Annotated in this window: 12 protein-coding genes and 3 pseudogenes; 7 read left to right on the plus strand and 8 right to left on the minus strand. The window is 66.5% G+C overall.

Annotated elements, in window-relative coordinates:
- Positions 1-295: 295 nt before the first annotated feature.
- The 6 genes and pseudogenes from OG386_RS05690 to OG386_RS05715 all read right to left on the minus strand — a co-directional run bounded on the left by OG386_RS05690 (position 296) and on the right by OG386_RS05715 (position 5,692).
- Complete coding sequence (locus OG386_RS05690; RefSeq protein WP_328787063.1) at positions 296-1,210, minus strand: peptidoglycan-binding domain-containing protein; 915 nt, start codon at positions 1,208-1,210, stop codon at positions 296-298.
- A gap of 224 nt (positions 1,211-1,434) precedes the next feature.
- Positions 1,435-2,109, minus strand: coding sequence for a heparin lyase I family protein (locus OG386_RS05695; RefSeq protein WP_328787064.1), 675 nt, complete (start codon positions 2,107-2,109; stop codon positions 1,435-1,437).
- Between the two features lie 609 nt (positions 2,110-2,718).
- A complete protein-coding gene (locus OG386_RS05700; protein ID WP_328787065.1) occupies positions 2,719-3,303 on the minus strand; it encodes a hypothetical protein in 585 nt (194 codons plus the stop codon).
- A 168-nt stretch (positions 3,304-3,471) separates the two neighbouring features.
- The gene (locus OG386_RS05705; protein ID WP_328787066.1) at positions 3,472-3,855 is read right to left on the minus strand and encodes a protein kinase domain-containing protein; all 384 of its coding nucleotides are present in this window, start codon (positions 3,853-3,855) and stop codon (positions 3,472-3,474) included.
- 113 nt (positions 3,856-3,968) lie between these two features.
- Positions 3,969-4,221, minus strand: a pseudogene (locus OG386_RS05710) (transposase); the annotation flags it as partial.
- A 286-nt stretch (positions 4,222-4,507) separates the two neighbouring features.
- Positions 4,508-5,692 carry an IS701 family transposase gene (locus tag OG386_RS05715; protein ID WP_328793171.1) on the minus strand — a complete coding sequence of 395 codons (1,185 nt, stop codon included), beginning with the start codon at positions 5,690-5,692 and terminating at the stop codon, positions 4,508-4,510.
- Positions 5,693-6,374: 682 nt separating this feature from the next.
- Here OG386_RS05715 and OG386_RS05720 point away from each other — a divergent pair.
- Positions 6,375-6,709: pseudogene (locus tag OG386_RS05720) on the plus strand (IS5/IS1182 family transposase); the annotation flags it as partial.
- 306 nt (positions 6,710-7,015) lie between these two features.
- Positions 7,016-9,211: an ATP-binding protein gene (locus tag OG386_RS05725; protein WP_328787067.1), complete on the plus strand. Its 2,196-nt coding sequence runs from the start codon at positions 7,016-7,018 to the stop codon at positions 9,209-9,211.
- A gap of 173 nt (positions 9,212-9,384) precedes the next feature.
- Here the strand turns inward: OG386_RS05725 and OG386_RS05730 are convergent, their stop codons facing one another.
- A complete protein-coding gene (locus OG386_RS05730) occupies positions 9,385-11,274 on the minus strand; it encodes a ribosome-inactivating family protein (RefSeq protein ID WP_328793172.1) in 1,890 nt (629 codons plus the stop codon).
- Between the two features lie 457 nt (positions 11,275-11,731).
- On the opposite strand from OG386_RS05730, the gene OG386_RS05735 reads away from it, so the two are divergent.
- The 5 genes and pseudogenes from OG386_RS05735 (at position 11,732) to OG386_RS05755 (ending at position 14,699) form a co-directional block, all read left to right on the plus strand.
- Positions 11,732-12,256, plus strand: a complete 525-nt coding sequence (locus OG386_RS05735; RefSeq protein WP_328787068.1) for a transposase family protein — start codon at positions 11,732-11,734, stop codon at positions 12,254-12,256.
- A gap of 231 nt (positions 12,257-12,487) precedes the next feature.
- Positions 12,488-13,099, plus strand: coding sequence for an acyl-CoA-like ligand-binding transcription factor (locus tag OG386_RS05740; protein ID WP_328787069.1), 612 nt, complete (start codon positions 12,488-12,490; stop codon positions 13,097-13,099).
- A 76-nt stretch (positions 13,100-13,175) separates the two neighbouring features.
- Positions 13,176-13,412 (plus strand): annotated as a pseudogene (locus OG386_RS05745) (FAD-dependent monooxygenase); the annotation flags it as partial.
- Positions 13,413-13,480: 68 nt separating this feature from the next.
- A complete protein-coding gene (locus OG386_RS05750) occupies positions 13,481-13,789 on the plus strand; it encodes a hypothetical protein (protein WP_328793581.1) in 309 nt (102 codons plus the stop codon).
- Between the two features lie 292 nt (positions 13,790-14,081).
- A complete protein-coding gene (locus tag OG386_RS05755) occupies positions 14,082-14,699 on the plus strand; it encodes an AMIN-like domain-containing (lipo)protein (RefSeq protein ID WP_328787070.1) in 618 nt (205 codons plus the stop codon).
- Positions 14,700-14,903: 204 nt separating this feature from the next.
- Here OG386_RS05755 and ltrA read toward each other — a convergent pair whose 3' ends face one another.
- On the minus strand, positions 14,904-16,673 hold the full coding sequence (gene ltrA / locus OG386_RS05760; RefSeq protein ID WP_328787071.1) for a group II intron reverse transcriptase/maturase: 1,770 nt from the start codon (positions 16,671-16,673) through the stop codon (positions 14,904-14,906).
- Positions 16,674-17,439: the final 766 nt, after the last annotated feature.

Below are 17,439 nucleotides of genomic sequence, written 5' to 3' on the forward strand. Positions count from 1 at the left end.
GAGCTCCTCGCGTGCGGGCCGGCCGGAACCGGGAGCGGAGACTGCTGCTGACGACCGCCAAGGGTCCCTCGTCACGCAGAAGGGCGAGACGGGATCGGAACCTCAGCGGCTGGAGCATCGATGTGGCGCCAGTACTGAGGAACAGCAGGATCGTCCCGGCGGTCACAATTCGTCTCGTACGACCATCGCCGATGAAGCAAGGGGCCCTCGCCCGAACGAAGCGAGGGGCCGGCACGCGGCTGGCGCATTCAGCCCCGCTGTCTCGACTCGCCCACGGCGGTCGAGGCCCCGAGAGTCAGGTCGTCCTCGCTTCCAGCGCCGCTCTGGTTGCCCGACCGTAGACCGCTCTCTCGTCTCCTGTGATGCCGTAACGGTCCTGGAGTGCGCTCACCGCACGGGAGACCGGGCCGTTGTACTGCCCGTGTATGGGGCCGTCGTAGAGACCGAGCTGGGAGAGCCGGGACTGGAGATCGTTGACTGCGACACCTCTGTCGCCGCGGCGGAGAACGGGCTGTACGGCCGGGGGCTTTGCGGTAGCTGGTGGCACCGGCGTTCGACTCGGAGGTGGCGCCGCGGGCGCGGAATCTCGGGCAGAGCTGGCCGAGCCCGTCGCGTTGGGAGACTTGCCGGCTTCTGCGGAGCCGGTCGGTCGCGCCTGCGCGGACCGCTGGGGAGTGGCAGTGGCAGAAACCCCGCCGGGGGCCGGAGGGGGAGGCAAGCGGGGCGTGGTAGTGCTGTCGGCGGTTTTCTCGGTGGCCTCGTCGCCCGGCTCGACGACCTCCAGTGCGGTCGACGGATCCGGTCCCCTGCTGCTGGTCTCGTCCGACGAGTGCCATGCGGCGGCGGCAACGACGAGCGTCCCGACCACCGTGGCCACCGCAGTCACCAGGCGCGGGCGGTAACGCGGCGCCGCATGCCGAACGGGCTGCGGTCTCGACATGCTGACGGTGACTGTGGACGTGGAGCCGTGCATCACGATGAACACCGCGTCGCCCGACGGCTCGGCGAACTGAACCTTCGACAGTCGCAGTGTGTCCGCCGCCCCCGCCTCGCCGGACTCCGCGCGAGCCGTGACATAGGGCCTGATCCACTGGTCCGCGAAGTCGTCGGATTCCTCTGCCGGGTTCGCGGTGCCCCGTACGCGGTCCCCATCCCCACAGCAGGGGTACGGTTCGCCCCAGCCGCACCGATGTGCGTTCATTACTCTCATCTCAGGTCGATTACGTCCTTTGCCCCGCCGGCTCTGGTCCACCCCTCACCGAACGAGTCGAAACGTCATTTCCCGCCCGTACCTCAGGAGTACCCGCATCCGGCTCGGCGGGGTCCCCCGGACCGGCGAGGGCCGCTGGCAGGACTGAACACGTCCAGGTATCCGCCCAATTTAAGGTCACGAGTCAGGGGCCAGCGCCGCGGCACTGGCGGCGGCGATGCCGATCACACCGGTCGAGTCGGTGCTCGGGAGCGAAGACTTGTCCGTCTTCGTCTCCTGGGTACCGGGAGCGGTGTCGTCGATGAAGAGGACCGCCTCGGATGCTCCGGCCCGATGCTTCGGCCCCTTTCCGGGCTCCAGCCAGGGCGGTGGGCGCCGATCCTGAAGTGTGGCGGCTGCCCGCGGTGGTAGTTGTTGGCACCCTGGTGCGTGCCTACGCTGACGCCGTCCCGTGCGACGGTGATCGAACCGGGTGCATCGGCGGAGGACCATGTTATGTCGAAGGTCCACTGGTTCCAGTGGCCCAGACGTGCCGCCCCGAGCGGGTCCGGCTGCTGCCAGTCACCGGGGAGGTGGTTGGCGAAGTTGAAGCGATGACTGCCTGCGTCGAGGTTCTTGATGAACAGCTCGGATTTGAACGAGCGTCCGTCGTCGGGGATGTTGACGCGCGCGGCCTGCCCTGATTTCCCTCCGGGTGCGGTCCCGACGAGTACGCGGCCAGCGCCGTTGAGCGCCATGAACGGCAGCTTCTGGGAAGGCGACTCGAAGGTGCAGGAGACGGAGTCGGCGGCGGTGGCCGGGTAGGCGGCACCCACACCGGGGACCAGCAGGGCGGTGGTGCATGAGGTCAGGCGGCGGGCGGGGCGACCGGCGGGCGGCAGCGGCTTTGCGATGTGCATGGGCGTTTCCTTCCTCGTACGGGGCGGAGACTTCAGCCAGTGGCCGATGGGTGGCGGAAGACGAAACCGGGGAGTTGACCGGCGGAGATCGCGAGGGCAAGGAAGCCAATTCCTCGGGCCGACGCGGCCCGATACGACAGGACAGTCCTGGACCCCTCAGGCGCACCGTCGCGCCGCAGAGCCCACCCCCGGTACCGCGCTTCAGCCGCCCGCCCGGTGGTTGAGGATGCGTTGACCCTACTGCGCGGCGATGAAGGAGGACCAGTGAAGAATGCAGTCCGGTCTATAACGAACCGCTAACTACGCTTGCGAAGCGACCAGTTGGAGACCCGACGGTAGGCGAAGTCGCTCAACGGCCATGTCTCCGACGGTCCGGTGCCGATGCCACTCCTGATCCGGTACGGAGAAGCAGACGACGTAGGCGTGTCGGCCGCGTCCGCCATTGCCACGCGGTCCGCGTAGCTCCCCACTTGAGTCACCTATGCCACACGGGCAGACCCGCATGCCGGGCCGCCGTACGCACCCGCCCGGATGCAGCGTCACAGCATCAGCGGCGACGCCCTGAAGCCACTCCGCGCCAGGATCGCCGGTGGTCGGCCGAAGGCCGGTTCACCCGCCGAGGCGGAGGCCGACGACGGCGGTGTCGAAGACGGGCCGGTACCGGCTCCACTGCTCGTCCGGTGCGGAGAGATGAACGACGTACTGCGTGCCGTCCGTGTCCGCGAACGCCACCTCCGCCACCTCCGCCACCTCCGCCACCCGGAAGTTCCGTACCCTGCCGTCGAAGGTGAACTCCCAGTAGCCGCCGGGGCCTCCGCGAACGGTCGTGGGCTCCATTCTCACCCGTACGTGGCCGGGGTTGTCGCGGCGCGTCTGCGCCTCCTCAATCGTGCGCCGGTGCTCCAGGACCGCAAGCCCGGACGGATCCACGTAGACGACCTCACCGCCATCCAGTTCCTTGCCCTTCCAGCCGTCGGGAACCGGCAGGGAGAGGCCACTGCTCTGGTGCTCGATGTGGTACCCGGGAGGCAGCGCCCGGGCACGCTCGGACCGGGCCGGCGTGGACTCGCCGCGTCGCTCGCGGGAGCCCGATGGGGTGCGTCGGCTGCGGCACGCCCGGACCGCCCGGACGGAGCTGCGCGGCGCCGGCGCCCGGTCCGGCGTCCACGGGGGGGGCAGGGTCAGCGGCGTCAATCTCCGGCCGCGCGGAAGAACCCGCCACTACGGCCCCGGCCGCGGACTCGTCCTCACGGGGTGCGTCGGGCGCGGACGGGGCGAGGACGGCGGTTCCCGTCCCCGTTCCGGCCGCATGCCGCAGGTGGTCCTCGGTCTCCGACAGACTCGTGCGCCGCTCGGGCTCCTTCACCAGCAGCCCTGAATCACCAGGGCCAGGTCACCGGCGGCGCGCGGACGGTCGTAGGGATCGGCCGCGATGGCGTAGGCCATCTCGATCGGGTTGTCCCGGTCGCAGGGATGCCGGCCCTCGACCGCGCAGTACAGCAGCACGCCGAGGGACCACAGGTCGCACGCCGGCCCCAGCGGGACGCTGCGCAGCCGCTCCGGCGCGAGACAGGAGATCGAACCGAGGAGCTCACCGATCCGGGTCAGCGGCGACGTGCCGCTCTCCAGGGCGATCCCGAAGTCTGTGAGTACGATCCGGCCGTCGTGCCCGATGAGGACATTGGCGGGCTTGACGTCCCGGTGCAGCACACCGATGTCGTGGGCGGCGCGCAACGCGGCGGCCACCGCCAGGCCGATGCGGGCCCCTCGCCCGTGGGCAGCGGGCCCCGCTTGAGGACGTCGTCCAACGTGACCGAGGGTGTGTACTCCATGACGATGCACGGCAGGCCCTCGTCGTCCTCGGCCCGCAGCATCGCCGCGTCCGCCAGGCAGTCCCGGCCCGGAGCGACCGCGAGTGCGACATCCAGAAGGATCTTGCCCGGGTCGTGGAACGCCCGCGGTTTGCGCCACGGCGCCAATGCCTCCGATATCGCGCCGACCAGGCCGGACTTGCGGACCGTCGCCCAGCAGCACTGTCCCGGGCTGCGAGACCACCGAGCGGCCACCGTCCTCAACACAGACAGACGGATAGGACCCGATACGCTTCTTCACCTGGGAAGTGCTTCTTTCCTCGCCACGCACAGGACCCTCAGCAAGTCCTATCCTTGCAGGTCAGGAGCATGTTCTGTTTTCCCGATCGCCCACCGGACACCGCCCGTGGTGAAAGCCCGAGGCTAGTACTGCAACGGTCTTTTGCCTGACAGGTTGGCAGCTTCGGGTGGTGTGTGGCCTCGGCGTTTGTAGTGGCTGGTGCGGGCTTGGTGTTGTCGTCGTCGGCGCCAGTGCGACCAGTGCAGGACGTGATCGATGTTTGGGCGGGGCCGGGTGAGGCGGGTGATCAGGCGTCTGAGTTCCGGGAGGGTGAGTGGGATGAGCTGGGAGGATCCGTTTCTGCTTTCCCGGCATCCTGTTCGCGGGCCCGCAGGACGGTGAGGCAGGCGTGGGCGGCGATGGCGAGGGTGATGTGGCGGTGCCAGCCGGGGTAGCGGCGGACCTGGTAGTCGTCCAGGCCGCACTCCTGCTTGGCGGTCTGGAAGCATTCCTCGACGGCCCAGCGGCTGCCGGCGACGTGGATCAGTTCGTCGAGCGTGGTCTCGGTGGGGCAGTAGGCGATGCAGTACGAGATCTCGTCCGGCCGGCGGACACTGCGGCGGGCGATCACCCAGTGCCGTCGGTCCTCACGGTGCCAGGGGCGGACCTCGACCCTCGCCCAGTCGTAGACGCGTGGGCCGTGGGCCCCGTTGCCGCAGGAACGGCGTTTCCACTTCTGCCGGGGCAGACCGTTGAACAGGTCATGGACGGGGTGGTCCATGGCCCATCGGGTGACGACGGTGTCGTGGCGGGTGGTGGCCATGACGTGGAAGACATCGGCCCGCTCGAGCTCGGTCCGCCAGCCCTTGGAGAAGCCGTAGGCGGCGTCCGCGGTCACCCAACGGAACGGGATCTTCTCCGTGATCGCCCGGCGGACCATGGCCTTGGCGATGACCACTTTCGTCTCGAAGGCGACCGTGTCCTCGATGCCCGCGGCCCGGCACCGTTCCCGGTCATCGGTCCATGACGTGGGCAGATACAGGCGGCGGTCGATCAGGGTGCGGCCGCGTCCGCCGGCATAGGCGAGGAAGACACCGACCTGGCAGTTCTCCGTCCGCCCGGCGGTGCCTGAGTACTGGCGCTGGACCCCGGCCGATCGGACACCCTTCTTCAGGAACCCGGTGTCGTCCACGATCAGCACCGCACCCGGGTCACCGAGATGCTCGACCACGTAGTCACGGATGTCGGCCAGGACCTCATCGGCGTCCCAGTCGCACCGGTTCAGCAACCGGTGGATCCGGTCCGGGCCGCCATGCCCGGCTTCCTCCGCGAGCGTCCACCCGTTCTTCCGCTCCAACGGGGCTATCAGCCCCCGCATATACGCAAGCGCGGACTCCCGCGGCTCCGACCGGGCAAACCGGTGCACGAACCGCTCGTGCAACTCACCCAGACCCGCCGCCCACACCCTGACATCACCAAACACCCCACCCATGACCAGAACAACGATCACCCTGGCCACCAGTCACGCCAAACGCCGTTGCAGTACTAGAAGCGTGGCGGGAGCGGTGTGCCGACGGGCCGGTTTCGGCGAGCCGTCACCCTGTCGAGGGGAGGTCGAGGAGCGAGGTGTCGAGCGTGCACATGGGTGTAGTCCGCGCACGGAGACAGATCTTGCTTCCAGATGCTCCAATTGCGTAAGTTATGCGCAACCTCGATCACTCTGCGTCGGGGGTGGGGGTACGCCAAGACGTACCCGACCGTAGGCCTTCCGCCCCCACCGCCTGTCTCCCCGCCGCGCTACAAGCGCCGGGATCGCTATCAACTGCTTGCAGTTCACCGGGAGTTGACCGAAGCAGGCCAGCCCGGGACCTCATCGTCCGAGGGGCCGAAATTCGCGCCCACCGTCGTGCGCAGGTGACAGGACCAGTCAAACCAGGAGTCAAAGCATGAGACCTGTGCCCAAGGCGGCGCTGATCCGGGGTCGTGCGTGGCGGTGTCGGCGCCGGCCTACGCGTACTGCCCCCAGGGCCCAGACCCCGGCCAGTTGCACAACTCTGACATTACCCAGCCTGAGACGTCGAGCGACAAGCTCACGAAAGCGCTCGGCGTCGCCTCAACGGTACTCAGGTTCGCACCACTTCCCGACGACGGGGTCAAGCCCGGTGTGGGAGGGAAGCGCAAGGGTCTCGGGCGCGAACCTGCACGACAGCCAGGCCTGGCAACCCCTCGTGCGCGGCATCCCGCCGATCCGATCGCGCCGCGGACCACGTCGCTGCCGGCCGGCAAGCTCCACGGCTACCTCCACCTGCGCATATGGCTCCGCAGACGCGACATCCGTCACTGCATCGCCCGGAAGGGAATCGAACTGTCGACCCGGCCGGGCCGTCACCGATGGGTCGTGGAGCGGACGGTGCCCTGGCTCGCGGGCTGCCGCCGCTTACACTGCCACCACGCACGCAAAGCCGAACACCTCCTGGCGTTCACAGGCATCGCCGCAGCCCTCATCTGCTCATTGGAACCTTCAAGGGCCTTCCCAGTAGAGCGGGACGGAGATCCCTCTCCGCCTCACCCCTCGGATGGCGAACTCGCATGACTCGCGGACGATCGCCACTCCCCGGTGGAGCGACGTGCCGGCCCGGCACGATTCGCAGCCGCCAGTGAGATGCGACGACCGCGGACCCCGAACCAGAGAACAGGCAGGACGGCAGTGCGCACAGGACACGGGAATCTCCCCGCACATACGACCAGTTTCATCGGACGGCGGCAGGAGCTTGCGCTCGCTCGGCAACTGGTCGCCAGGAGCAGACTGCTGACCATGACCGGCCCCGCCGGCATCGGCAAGTCCCGCCTCGCTGTGCAGCTCGCCCACACACTCCAGCGCTCGTTCCCGGCCGGCACCTGGCTGATCGATGTGGCAGCCTTAGAAGCGGGGGAGGCTATCACCAGCGCTGCGTCGGCCATGTTCGGGCTGCGGCCCAGCCCCGACGGCCGGCCGATCGGAGCGCTGACGGAGTACCTGCGAGAGCGCCGGACGCTGATCGTGTTCGACAACTGCGAGCACCTTCTGCACGCCGTAGCGGTCCTCACCAGCGCCCTCCTTGAGGCCGCTCCCCACCTGCGGGTGATCGTCACCAGCCGGCAGACGCTCGGTGTGGACGGCGAGCAGCTGCTCATGGTTCCCTCGCTTCCGCCACCCGGGCCGGTCCTCCCGTCCACCAGACCGGCGGTACGCAACGACGCGGTGCGGTTGTTCACCGATCGTGCCATCTCCGTACTTGGGGCCTTCGATCCCTCGCCCGCCGATGTTCAGGCCGCTGCCGAAATCTGCCACCGCCTGGAAGGCGTTCCCCTGGCGATCGAACTGGCCGCCGCCCGCCTGCGGGTCCTTGCCTGCGACCAGATCCTCGACCGCCTGGACGACAGCTTCGCCTTGCTCACAGGCGGGAGCCGGGCCGCGCCGCCGCGCTTTCGCACCCTGCGGGCAGCCGTCGACTGGAGCTACAACCTCTGCAGCGATCAGGAACAGCGGCTCTGGGCGCGGATGTCGGTCTTCTCCGCCGGTTTCAATCTTGCTGCTGTCGAGGCGGTCTGCACGGACGAGTCCCTGCCTCGATCGGCCGTTCTCGACATGGTGGCGGGGCTGGTCGACAAGTCCGTACTCATCCGCGAGGAGCACGACCATCAGGTCTTCTACCGGATGCTGGGCACCATGCGTCAGTACGGGCAGCTGCGGCTGCAAGAGCACGGGCTGTCCCGGGACCTCGTGCGGCGGCACCGGGACCACTACCACGCCCTCGTTCGGCGGGCGGAAGCAGAATGGTTCACCGCGAAGCAGCCCGAGTGGTTGGTCCGTCTGCAGCGTGAACAACCCAACATCCGTGATGCGCTGCAATCCTGCCTCAACGAGCCAGGAGAGGCACGCAGAGGCATGGAGATCATCACCGCGGTCCGCAGTCACCGGTTGGGCATCGGCCACCTGCAGGAAGACCGCGCCTGCCTGGCGCAGCTGCTCGCGTTGGACACCGAGCCGAGCCCCGACAGGGCCAAGGCCCTCTGGACGGACGGCTGGCTGGCCCTCCTCACCGGCGATACGGCCGGCGGTGCGGTTCGAGCCGCCGAGTGCGGCGGCCTGGCCCGGGTTATGGGCGACCCTGGTACCCACGCCGCGGCGGGCCAGCTGGCCGGGCTCAGCGCGCTGTTCCAGGACGACTTCGTGAGAGCCATCGATCTCCTGGAAGATGCTCGTGCACGCTATGAGGCCCTCGGTGACGCCGGGGAATCGTGGACCACCCTCCATCACCTCGTCCTTGCCGCCTGCTTCGCCGGTGACCGGCGGGCTGCTGGCCTTGCCCAGGACTTGCTGGACCGGTGCGACACCCACGACATGCAGTGGGCCCGGCCCCACGCCTTGTGGGCCCTCGCCCTGAGGCACTGGCTGGCACAGGAGCCCGAGCAAGTCGTCACGATGCTGCGAGCGTGCCTTCGCGACGCGTTGCCCAGCCACGACCGGTTCCTGGTGGCCCGGTGCCTCGAGATGATGGCTTGGGCGCGGGCACGACAGGGCCACAGCAGGGAAGCGGCGAAACACCTGGGTGCCGCTCAAAGCTTGTGGCAGCAGACCTCCACCCTGTTTCCCGGCGTGGGGCAGTCTGCCGTCCACCATCTGGCCTGCGAGAGGGAGCTGCGGACCGCTCTGGGCGATGCCGCATTCGAGAAGCACGTCCGAACGGGCGCGGCCTCGAGCGTCCAGCAGGCTCTCGCACTGGCCCTGCTGGACGACCGAGTCCTCGCTCACCCCTTGCAGAAGGCCTTGCCCCCTCTTCTTACCGCCCGCGAGCAGCAAGTCGCCGGCCTGCTGCGGGAGGGGCTGTCGGACAAGCAGATCGCTGCTCGGCTCGTCATCTCGCCCCGGACCGCGCAGGGCCACGTACAGCGGATCCTGCTCAAGTTGGGCCTCACCCGCCGTGCACAGGTCGTTGCCTGGGTGCACGACCAGGCCCCGCGCTCTTGAGGAACCGTCACGCGCCTCACGCGGGTTGCCGAACAACCTTCACCGAACAAAACGCTCGTGGCCACCCACGGCAGAGCGCCCGGCGGTCCTGGTGACCACCGGGCGCTCTGTCCTGTCCAGATCTGATCAGCTGTCGGTTTGATCAGTCCTCGGAGTACGAGGTTGACTCGGCATCACAGCTCGTCCCGTCCCGCGCATGCCGTCCCACGGTCAGCGACGTACGACTTGTGCCAGAGCGCGTTGTCCGAACCGCGGACGAACACGTCCTCGCGTCCGTTCTCCGATGACACTGCCGCAGGTGTGCCGCGCAGAGTACCGTCGAGGCTCTCCCAGTCTGTCCAGGACTTGTTGTCGGTCCAACTTTTCACTTGCAGGTGTGTGTCGTTGCCATGGATGACGACGTCGAGTCTGTTCGGTGCCTGACTGACCACCGTCGGACTGTCGGCCAGGGCTCCTCCGAGGGACTCCCAGTCGGACCATGCGTCGTTGACGTACCGCTTGTGCCAGAGCGCGTTGTCCGATCCGCGGACGGATACGTCCAGGCCGCCGTTCTCCAGTGGCACCGCCACAGGTGCGCCGCTCAATTCACCTCCGAGGGACTCCCAGTTGGACCAGTTGCCATTGACATACCACTTGTTCCAGAGATGGTTGTCCGATCCGCGGACGAGTACTTCCATGCCGCCGTTCTTCAGTGGCACCACCGCAGGGGCGCCGCTGAATTCACCTTCGAGAAACTCCCAGTCGGACCAGTTGCCATTGACATACCACTTGTGCCAGAGCGCGTTGTCCGAACCGCGGACGAATACGTTGAGGCTGTTGGGTCCCCGACTGACCACCGTCGGACTGTCGGCCAGGGCTCCTCCGAGGGACTCCCAGTCGGACCATGCGTCGTTGACGTACCGCTTGTGCCAGAGCGCGTTGTCCGATCCGCGGACGAACACGTCCAAGCGTCCGTTCTGCAGTGACACCACCGCGGGTGCGCCGACGATCGTGCCGCCAGGGGGCGCGCCGAGATCATCGTAATTCGACCAGGACACACCGTTGTAGGACTTCGTGTACAGATGGCCGTCCATGCCCTGGACGAAGGCGTCGAGACTGTTGGGTGCCTGACTGACCACCTTCGGGCTGTCGGCCAGGGCTCCGCCGAGGGACTCCCACGGGGACCAGGTCGGCGACGGCACCGACCGTTTGCATGTGTGGTCAATCGCGCGCGAAAGTGCTATCGCCAGTACCAGTGCAGCATCTTGGAAGGAGCTGTAGCTCCTCTGACCGACCACCTCCGGCTGGTGGTTGGGCACCTGACTCACGCGGGCTGCATAGTTGGAGAGGTGGGCCCAATTGTTTTCCTCGGTGAGGTATTCGGCGGGCAACCGAATTGCCGTGTCCGTTGAACCTGCCTGAGTGTGCATGAACTCCGAGATGTGATGGAAGCGTGCAGCCTCGGCAGTTATCGCGGCGACTTGGAGTGCGGCTCGGGCCATCCGTACATTGGTGACACCGGCTTCACCTCCGTCGTAGTTGCGCAAGTCGCTGAGTGCACTCAGCATCGACTCGGAACTGTAGCCCAGTTCACTGCGACCTACGCCTGCCATGCGCTCCAGGGCGGTATAGTCGCCTCCCGTGGGCAATGCTTGCGGCACGCTTGCATGAGTGAACTGGCCGACTTGCTCGACATCTCCTGCGAATGCGTAAGTCTGTGCGCCATGGGCATGTGATCGGAACCCGATGAGGTACATGGTCCCTGCGTTGAAATAGAGACTGAAATGTTCGTCATCGGCAAGGCCCACAACGATCTCGGTGTTGCCTTGACTCGTGCGATACATGGAGCCACGATATGCGCTGGCCGTAGCACGCAGTCTGGTGATCATGAGTTGATAGTTGTGCGCACGGACCGATGCACTGTCCGTCCTGAAGTAGCGCCAGTTCACGCTGTGATCGGTGACTGCCATAGCCGGTGGCGACCAGGCGAGCGATCCGCCCAAGAGCGTGGCGACTAGTGTCAGCAGCGTCAGCACGGCAGTCAATGGACGACCCGTCCTGACGGCCGCACGATATTCGATCATCTTCACCTCGATTGATCGTGGATGGAGGAGAACGACGGGCTCGGGCAAGGAACCAACGTGGATTCGCCGAGCCCCGTGCGCAGTCCCCATATGCAGGGCGCATCTGAGTCTCAGTCCCGCCGAGACGGCCCGGACAGCGTGAAACTACCTGCCGGATACCTGTCTCTCGGCGACCGCGGGACGCCACCGTTACGGTCTGAACCTCACCATCCGATCCATCACCCCCCGCACCGGCCCCGCTCTCAGCCTCACCATTCCTCCGCAGCCGATCGAGGTCTGGGTCCGCACACCCTGACCGACCCGCACCACTCCTGCGGTCGACGGCAACCTGCATGATGACTGAGGTCTTTCAGGGTGGCCACCGATCGGGTGACAGGCACTGTGGCCAGAACACACAAGGCTCCAGTGCCGTTGAGAGAGCTGTTCGAAGCCTCAACCCAGCGGCGCAGGAGCCTTGTTGGTGCCTCATCCTGCCGCACTCGACCTTCCCCATGCGCTCATCGAGTGGGTCACGATGCTCATCGTCACCCGCGAGGGTGACCGCCTCGGCGACGGCCGCGCCGACTACTCGGCCAAGCACCGCCGACACGGGGTGGACGTGCAGGTGGTCACGGACCCTCACGGCGAGGTGCTGTGGCTGTCGCCGGCCGTGCCGGAGCACTGCCATGACCTGACCGCGGCCCGTACCCATCGGATCATCAGGATCTGCGAGCGCCAGGGGGTGCCGATCCTGGCCGATCGCGCCTACATCGGTGCCGGCGCGTGGGTGACCACACCGGCCAGACAGCCTGCCCGAGGCAAGCTGTCGCTCACCCAACGGGCCGTCAACCGGGCGCTGCCCAAGGCACGAGCCCCAGTCGAGGGTGGAGTTGCCCGTCCGAAGTCCTGGCGGATCTTCCGACGGGCACCGTCCAGCCCGAATCGAATGACGTCAATCGCCGCAGCCGTACTCACCCTGGAGCGTCGCTTCTACTGGGCTTGAGGGGCGATTGGATGCGGAAGACGCCAGGCTTTTCCCGGTCAGAAGCATGAACCCTCCTATGCCTGATGTGCGACAGGTGTCGTGCACGGAGGCGGCTGGATGCCGCTCGAGGGCCTGTCGGCGCGTTGGGGCGGCCACTGCCTCATCCAGTCAGAGTCGGCAGATCCCCGCCCAGACAATTGCGTGATGCGAATAATTGCGCATCACGCAGGTTCCGCTAACGTGAGTGGCATGAGTGGTCTTCGGGAACGGAAGAAGGAAGCCACGCGCGCAGCGCTGAGCTGGGCCGCAGTCCGGCTCACCGTCGAGCGCGGGTGGAGAGCGGTCAAGGTGGAAGACATCGCCGCGGCGGTCGGGGTGTCTCCGCGCACCTACAACAACTACTTCTCCAGCAAGGCCGAAGCGATTGCGTTTCGCTACCTTGAGCGCTCCTTGCGGCTCGCGGCGGAGCTGCGTCACGGACCGCCCGGCGAGCCCCTGTGGGAGGCAATCACTCGGGCGGCACTACGGCAGCTGGAGCCTGGCCCTGAGGTGGAGCACATGCCACCCCAGGAGCCCGATGAGTGGGCGGCCGGTCTGCGGGTGATGTTGGCCGAACCCGCGCTGGAGGCCGAGATGCTGCGGGCGAGCAAGATTGCGGAGAAGGAGCTTGCCGCAGCGATCGCTGACCGCACGGGCACGGATCCCGGGTCCGACCTCTACCCTCGCCTGGTGGCCGCGAGCGTGATGGCCGCGAACAATGTCGCCCTCGAGCTGTTCGTGCAGGGCGGCACGGGCGAGCCGATGGAGGTTCTGCTGCCCCGGGCTCTGCGCATGGTGGCCACCGGACTTCCCACTCCGTAGGCCCCTCCTTTCCACCCTGAACAGGGGCTGCTGCTTGCAGCCCCTACGCCGCTATTCCCCAGAAAGGAGGATTGTCATGCTTGATGTAGTAATTGTCGGTGGCGGCCCGAACGGGTTGATGCTCGCCTGCGAGGTGGCACTGGCTGGGGTGCGTCCGGTTGTGCTGGAGCGTCTCGCCGGCCCGAAGACCGAGCCCCGGGCGAACGGTCTGGTCGGTCAGGTGGTGCGCATGCTCGACCGACGTGGTCTCTACGCACGCATCAGCGGATCCAGCGAGCCGCCCCGACCCGCGCCCCGCTACATGTTCGGCGCGTCATCGCGCCCAAGAACGGCACCCACGGGATCGCCGAGATTTCGGTCGACGGCGCAGCCCCCACCCAGGTGGACCTGTACGCCCCCGCCAAGCAGTACCAGCAGACGGTGTTCGAACGCACCGGTCTGCCCGACGGCGAGCACACCGTAACCGTCAAGGTCACCGGCAACAAGAACGCCTCGGCCACCGACAGGTACGTGGTCATCGACGCGTTCGAGACCGTGGAGTCCGACCCGTACGCGAGCGCCCCGGGCGTCGATCTGATCGTCAGCGCGCAGATCAACTACCCGGACCTCGACTGGGGCAACTACATCGACCCGGCGATCACCCTGCAAGCCGACTGGTCAGCGACCGCACGGCTGCGCCTGCTCCCCTGACCGACGGCGCGGGACCGGTGCCGGGACGGGCGAGCACAGCACCCGCCCGTCCCGGCACCGACGGACAACACCAGCCTGGGCGGCGGCTGAGCTCGCGCATGGCCTTTGTCTACCGCTCTTCCGCCTCCGCGATGGCAGGTCGACGAGGCGTGGCGGCGCAGGTACGAACCTGGCCGGCCGTCACGTCTTTCGCAGAAAGTTCCCAGGGTTCAGGTCTGCAACCCGAGCACCCGGGCATGCGGGAGTCAACAGGAAGCAACAGGAACCGACAATCTCGCCCAGGAGGCAGATCATGCCACGTTGCATCATCCTTCCCGCCGCTCTCGCCCTCGCGGCCACCACGTCCCTGCCCGCCACCATAGCCGCGGCGGCCCCGACCACCGCCGCTGCGGCCGGGGCCGTCGCACCGGCCATGCAGTGCCCGAGCGGGTGGGACAGCCCGGCCGAGGGCCGTTCCACCGGCCAGGTCCCGGAGCTGCGTGGCATCAGGAGCGGCGAACACCCCTGCTACGAACGGCTGGTGTTTGACGTGCCGGGCAGCTCGTCCGCCAACCCGGTGGGCTATCAAGTCCGTTACACCGACGCCCTCCTCCAGGACGCCTCCGGCGATCCCCTGCCGGTGCGCGGCGGCGCGGTCCTGGAGGTGATGGTGGACTCGCCCGCCTACGACCGGCAGACCATGGCCCCCACCATCCCCGGCCGGAGCGGGCAGCCTCTGCCCGGCGTGGACGTCACCGGCTACCGCACCTTCCGGGACACCGTGTTCGGCGCGAGCTTCGAGGGCCGCACCCAGATCGGCCTCGGCCTGCGCGCCCGACTGCCCTACCGGGTCCTCCAGCTCGACGACCGACTGGCGGTGGACGTCGCGCACACCGGGAACGGCAACCCGGCCACCCCCACGCAGAACTAGGCCGTTTCCTTCGGAGCACCTCGCTGACCAGATGAACATGGCGGCGAGGTGGAGTCAGGCGACGTAGATGGTGGCGGCCTTGTCGCATCGGGTGGCCAGGCCGCGCCACTGGTCGGGTAGCCGGGTCATGTTGCCATGACCCGGCCCCCTCAGAACCGGGCATGCCTGTTTCCAGGCACCACGGCTCAAGCAAGCCCAAACGCTTCACAGAATCTGCTTTTTGTTGCCGCCATCTCTTGCATGAAGCTGCTGATGGCATTCGGAGTGAACGAGTCGAAGATTCTTTACTTCATCAGATCCGCCGTCTCGTCGGTAGGCGAAGTGGTGTTTGTGCAACCGCTTCTTCATCGCGTCGAACCAGTCGATCCACTCGCGTGGACTTTCCGGCTCGTATTCTGCTCCAGCGATGAGCGCCTGACCGCAGAGAGGACAGACTCCTTTCTGACGGGCTGCCAGAGTAAGGCTGATCTTGTCCATTGGCGGAGGTGTGCGCGTCCTGCGACGCTGATTCCAGTAGTCGTGGAGCGCGGGATCATCAGGTGACGAGTTCCCCTTGACTAACTGATGCCTTCTGATGCTGGTCCAGGCGAACTTGGGAAGATGTGCACCTGTGGTGCGGTCACCGAAAACCCAGTTATTGTTCTTGGACCGGTTGAGTCTGCCGAAGTACTTATTGACGATCCAGTGCTTCGACTTCTTCGGGTGGGTGCGCTTGGCCCACTTGTAGGTGAGCGTCCACACGTAACTGTCCAGCGCTGAGAACGTCTTGCTGGATACCACCGTCCGGTAGTACGCAGACCAGCCCCTGACGATCGGGGATAGCCTGCGGAGTACGACTGTGATGCTCTGTCCGAGGAGAGCTTGCATCTCGGAGCGCAGTCGATTCCGGATCCTCTTTACCGCATCCTTGCTGGGCGTAATGATCAGGCTGTCGCCATGGCGTCGGACGTTGAAGCCGAGGAAGTCGAACCCTTCGGAAAGGTGAAGGATTCGCGTCTTCTCCTCGTTGAAGCGAAGACCTCGGGGTTCAAGCCAATCGCCAAGCCGCGACTTGACCGTCTCAGCTTCCTCCTTGCTCGTGCAGAACACGGCAAAGTCGTCGGCGTAACGCACCAGGATCGGCGTCCCTTTCGCGGCCCACATCACTGTTCCTTTGCGGGTTGCGAACCGAACACCTGCGGCTTGCTCCATTCCGTGAAGTGCAATGTTGAGCAGCAAGGGGCTGATCACTCCGCCTTGAGGTGTTCCCTCATCGGTGCGAGTGAAGCGTCCGTCATCGACCACGCCTGCCTTCAGCCACTGGCGGACGAGTTCCCTGGCGGGGAAGCCGCCGACGCCGTCGAGTAGGCGGTCGTGGTCGATGCGGTCGAACGCTGCGGCCAGGTCGGCGTCGAGTACCCACTGACGTTTGGCCGTCTTGCCCTTCGCGGTGCTGAAGATCGCCTGGATGGCGTCGTGGCATCCGCGGCCTGGTCGAAATCCGTAGGATCGTGATTCGAACCGGGCTTCCCACTCGGGTTCCAGCGCGTTCTTTACACGCGCCTGGACTACTCGGTCGCGCATGACCGGGATTCCGAGCGGGCGTTGCTTTCCATTGCTCTTCGGGATGTAGACCCGTTTGACAGGTTTGGCTCTCCAGGGCTGGGTTTGCTGGTCGATGTCGACCGCCATGCGAGCTCGCGCCTGGGGGGTGAGTGCTCGTTCCCTGTCGATGCCTGCCGTCTTGCGGCCCTTGCTCTGCTGCGTTACCCGTTTCACGCTCAGGAGTGTGTTACTGCGGCTCCGCAGCAGGAGCTTTTGCAGATTGCGGACCTTCTTGAGGTCCCCTTCCTGTGTCGCTTTGAAGATCCGTTGTCTCAGGCGCCGTACGTTTTCCTCAGTGCTGGCCCAGTCGATGCCGTGCCAGTCCAGTGGTTCGCCCTGCAGTCCGTTCACTTTGGAGGTGCGGCCGGCAGTAGGGACTGTCTGTCGCATGTTCCTCCTTCGCGTCTAACTTGTCCGGCAGGTTCTGGCGTCATTACTCGGGATGGTTCAAAGGCTCACCCGGCCCCCGTGGGCACCCTTTCGGGCCAGGTCATTCCGACCTGTATCCGGCGAGTTATAGCCTGGATTGAAGGACTCCAGGGCCTTCCTCTGACCTTTCGGTCGACCGGCGTTCGCTTCTTGGGCCATCCTGTTCCCGCTGGAGAGTTGGGCCTTCCTTGCGGTTGGCTTACCGGGCTGAGCCCGGACTCCAACGGGGTTTCCACGTTCCACACACGTAAGTTGCGGCTGGGGTGGGTGCCCCCTCTATCCCGGAACCGGCGGTGTCCTCCTCCCGGTCTCAAATCTCCGAGAGTCGCCTGACGTCTTTCAACGCCGGGTTCTGTAGCCACTGATTGCGAACCATCGGGCGGCTTCAACCTTACGAGACATCAATGGGGGTTCACGCGGTTCACCCGTCCAGCCTTTCCCTCGCCTGTCGTTCCCCGATGGCCAGGGAACCCTTGGGCTTGAACGCTCAGCTTCACACCCCGCTGTTACCGGCGACGCACGTGAGCGCGGGAACGGATTACGGACACTAATCCGGGGTCAGCACATGTTTCCTTCCTTCGCGGCTTTCCCGCTTAACGTGTGCGACTTCGTGTCGCACTTTGAGCTTGTTGATGCAGCGTTCGACAGTGTCCGCTGCTTGTATGCCTCACTGTCGAAGGCCGGGGGCGGCCGCCGAGTCGCACCCGCCCGCAGGACAACCCCAGCG

Source organism: Streptomyces sp. NBC_00273 (assembly GCF_036178145.1).
Lineage (GTDB): Bacteria > Actinomycetota > Actinomycetes > Streptomycetales > Streptomycetaceae > Streptomyces.

Coding starts and splice junctions, on each gene's coding strand:
- OG386_RS05690 (WP_328787063.1), bottom strand. CDS start 1,210: ATGAGAGTAATGAACGCACATCGGTGCGGCTGGGGCGAACCGTACCCC.
- OG386_RS05695 (WP_328787064.1), bottom strand. CDS start 2,109: ATGCACATCGCAAAGCCGCTGCCGCCCGCCGGTCGCCCCGCCCGCCGC.
- OG386_RS05715 (WP_328793171.1), bottom strand. CDS start 5,692: ATGGGTGGGGTGTTTGGTGATGTCAGGGTGTGGGCGGCGGGTCTGGGT.
- OG386_RS05725 (WP_328787067.1), top strand. CDS start 7,016: ATGACCGGCCCCGCCGGCATCGGCAAGTCCCGCCTCGCTGTGCAGCTC.
- OG386_RS05730 (WP_328793172.1), bottom strand. CDS start 11,274: ATGATCGAATATCGTGCGGCCGTCAGGACGGGTCGTCCATTGACTGCC.
- OG386_RS05740 (WP_328787069.1), top strand. CDS start 12,488: ATGAGTGGTCTTCGGGAACGGAAGAAGGAAGCCACGCGCGCAGCGCTG.
- OG386_RS05755 (WP_328787070.1), top strand. CDS start 14,082: ATGCCACGTTGCATCATCCTTCCCGCCGCTCTCGCCCTCGCGGCCACC.
- ltrA (WP_328787071.1), bottom strand. CDS start 16,673: ATGCGACAGACAGTCCCTACTGCCGGCCGCACCTCCAAAGTGAACGGA.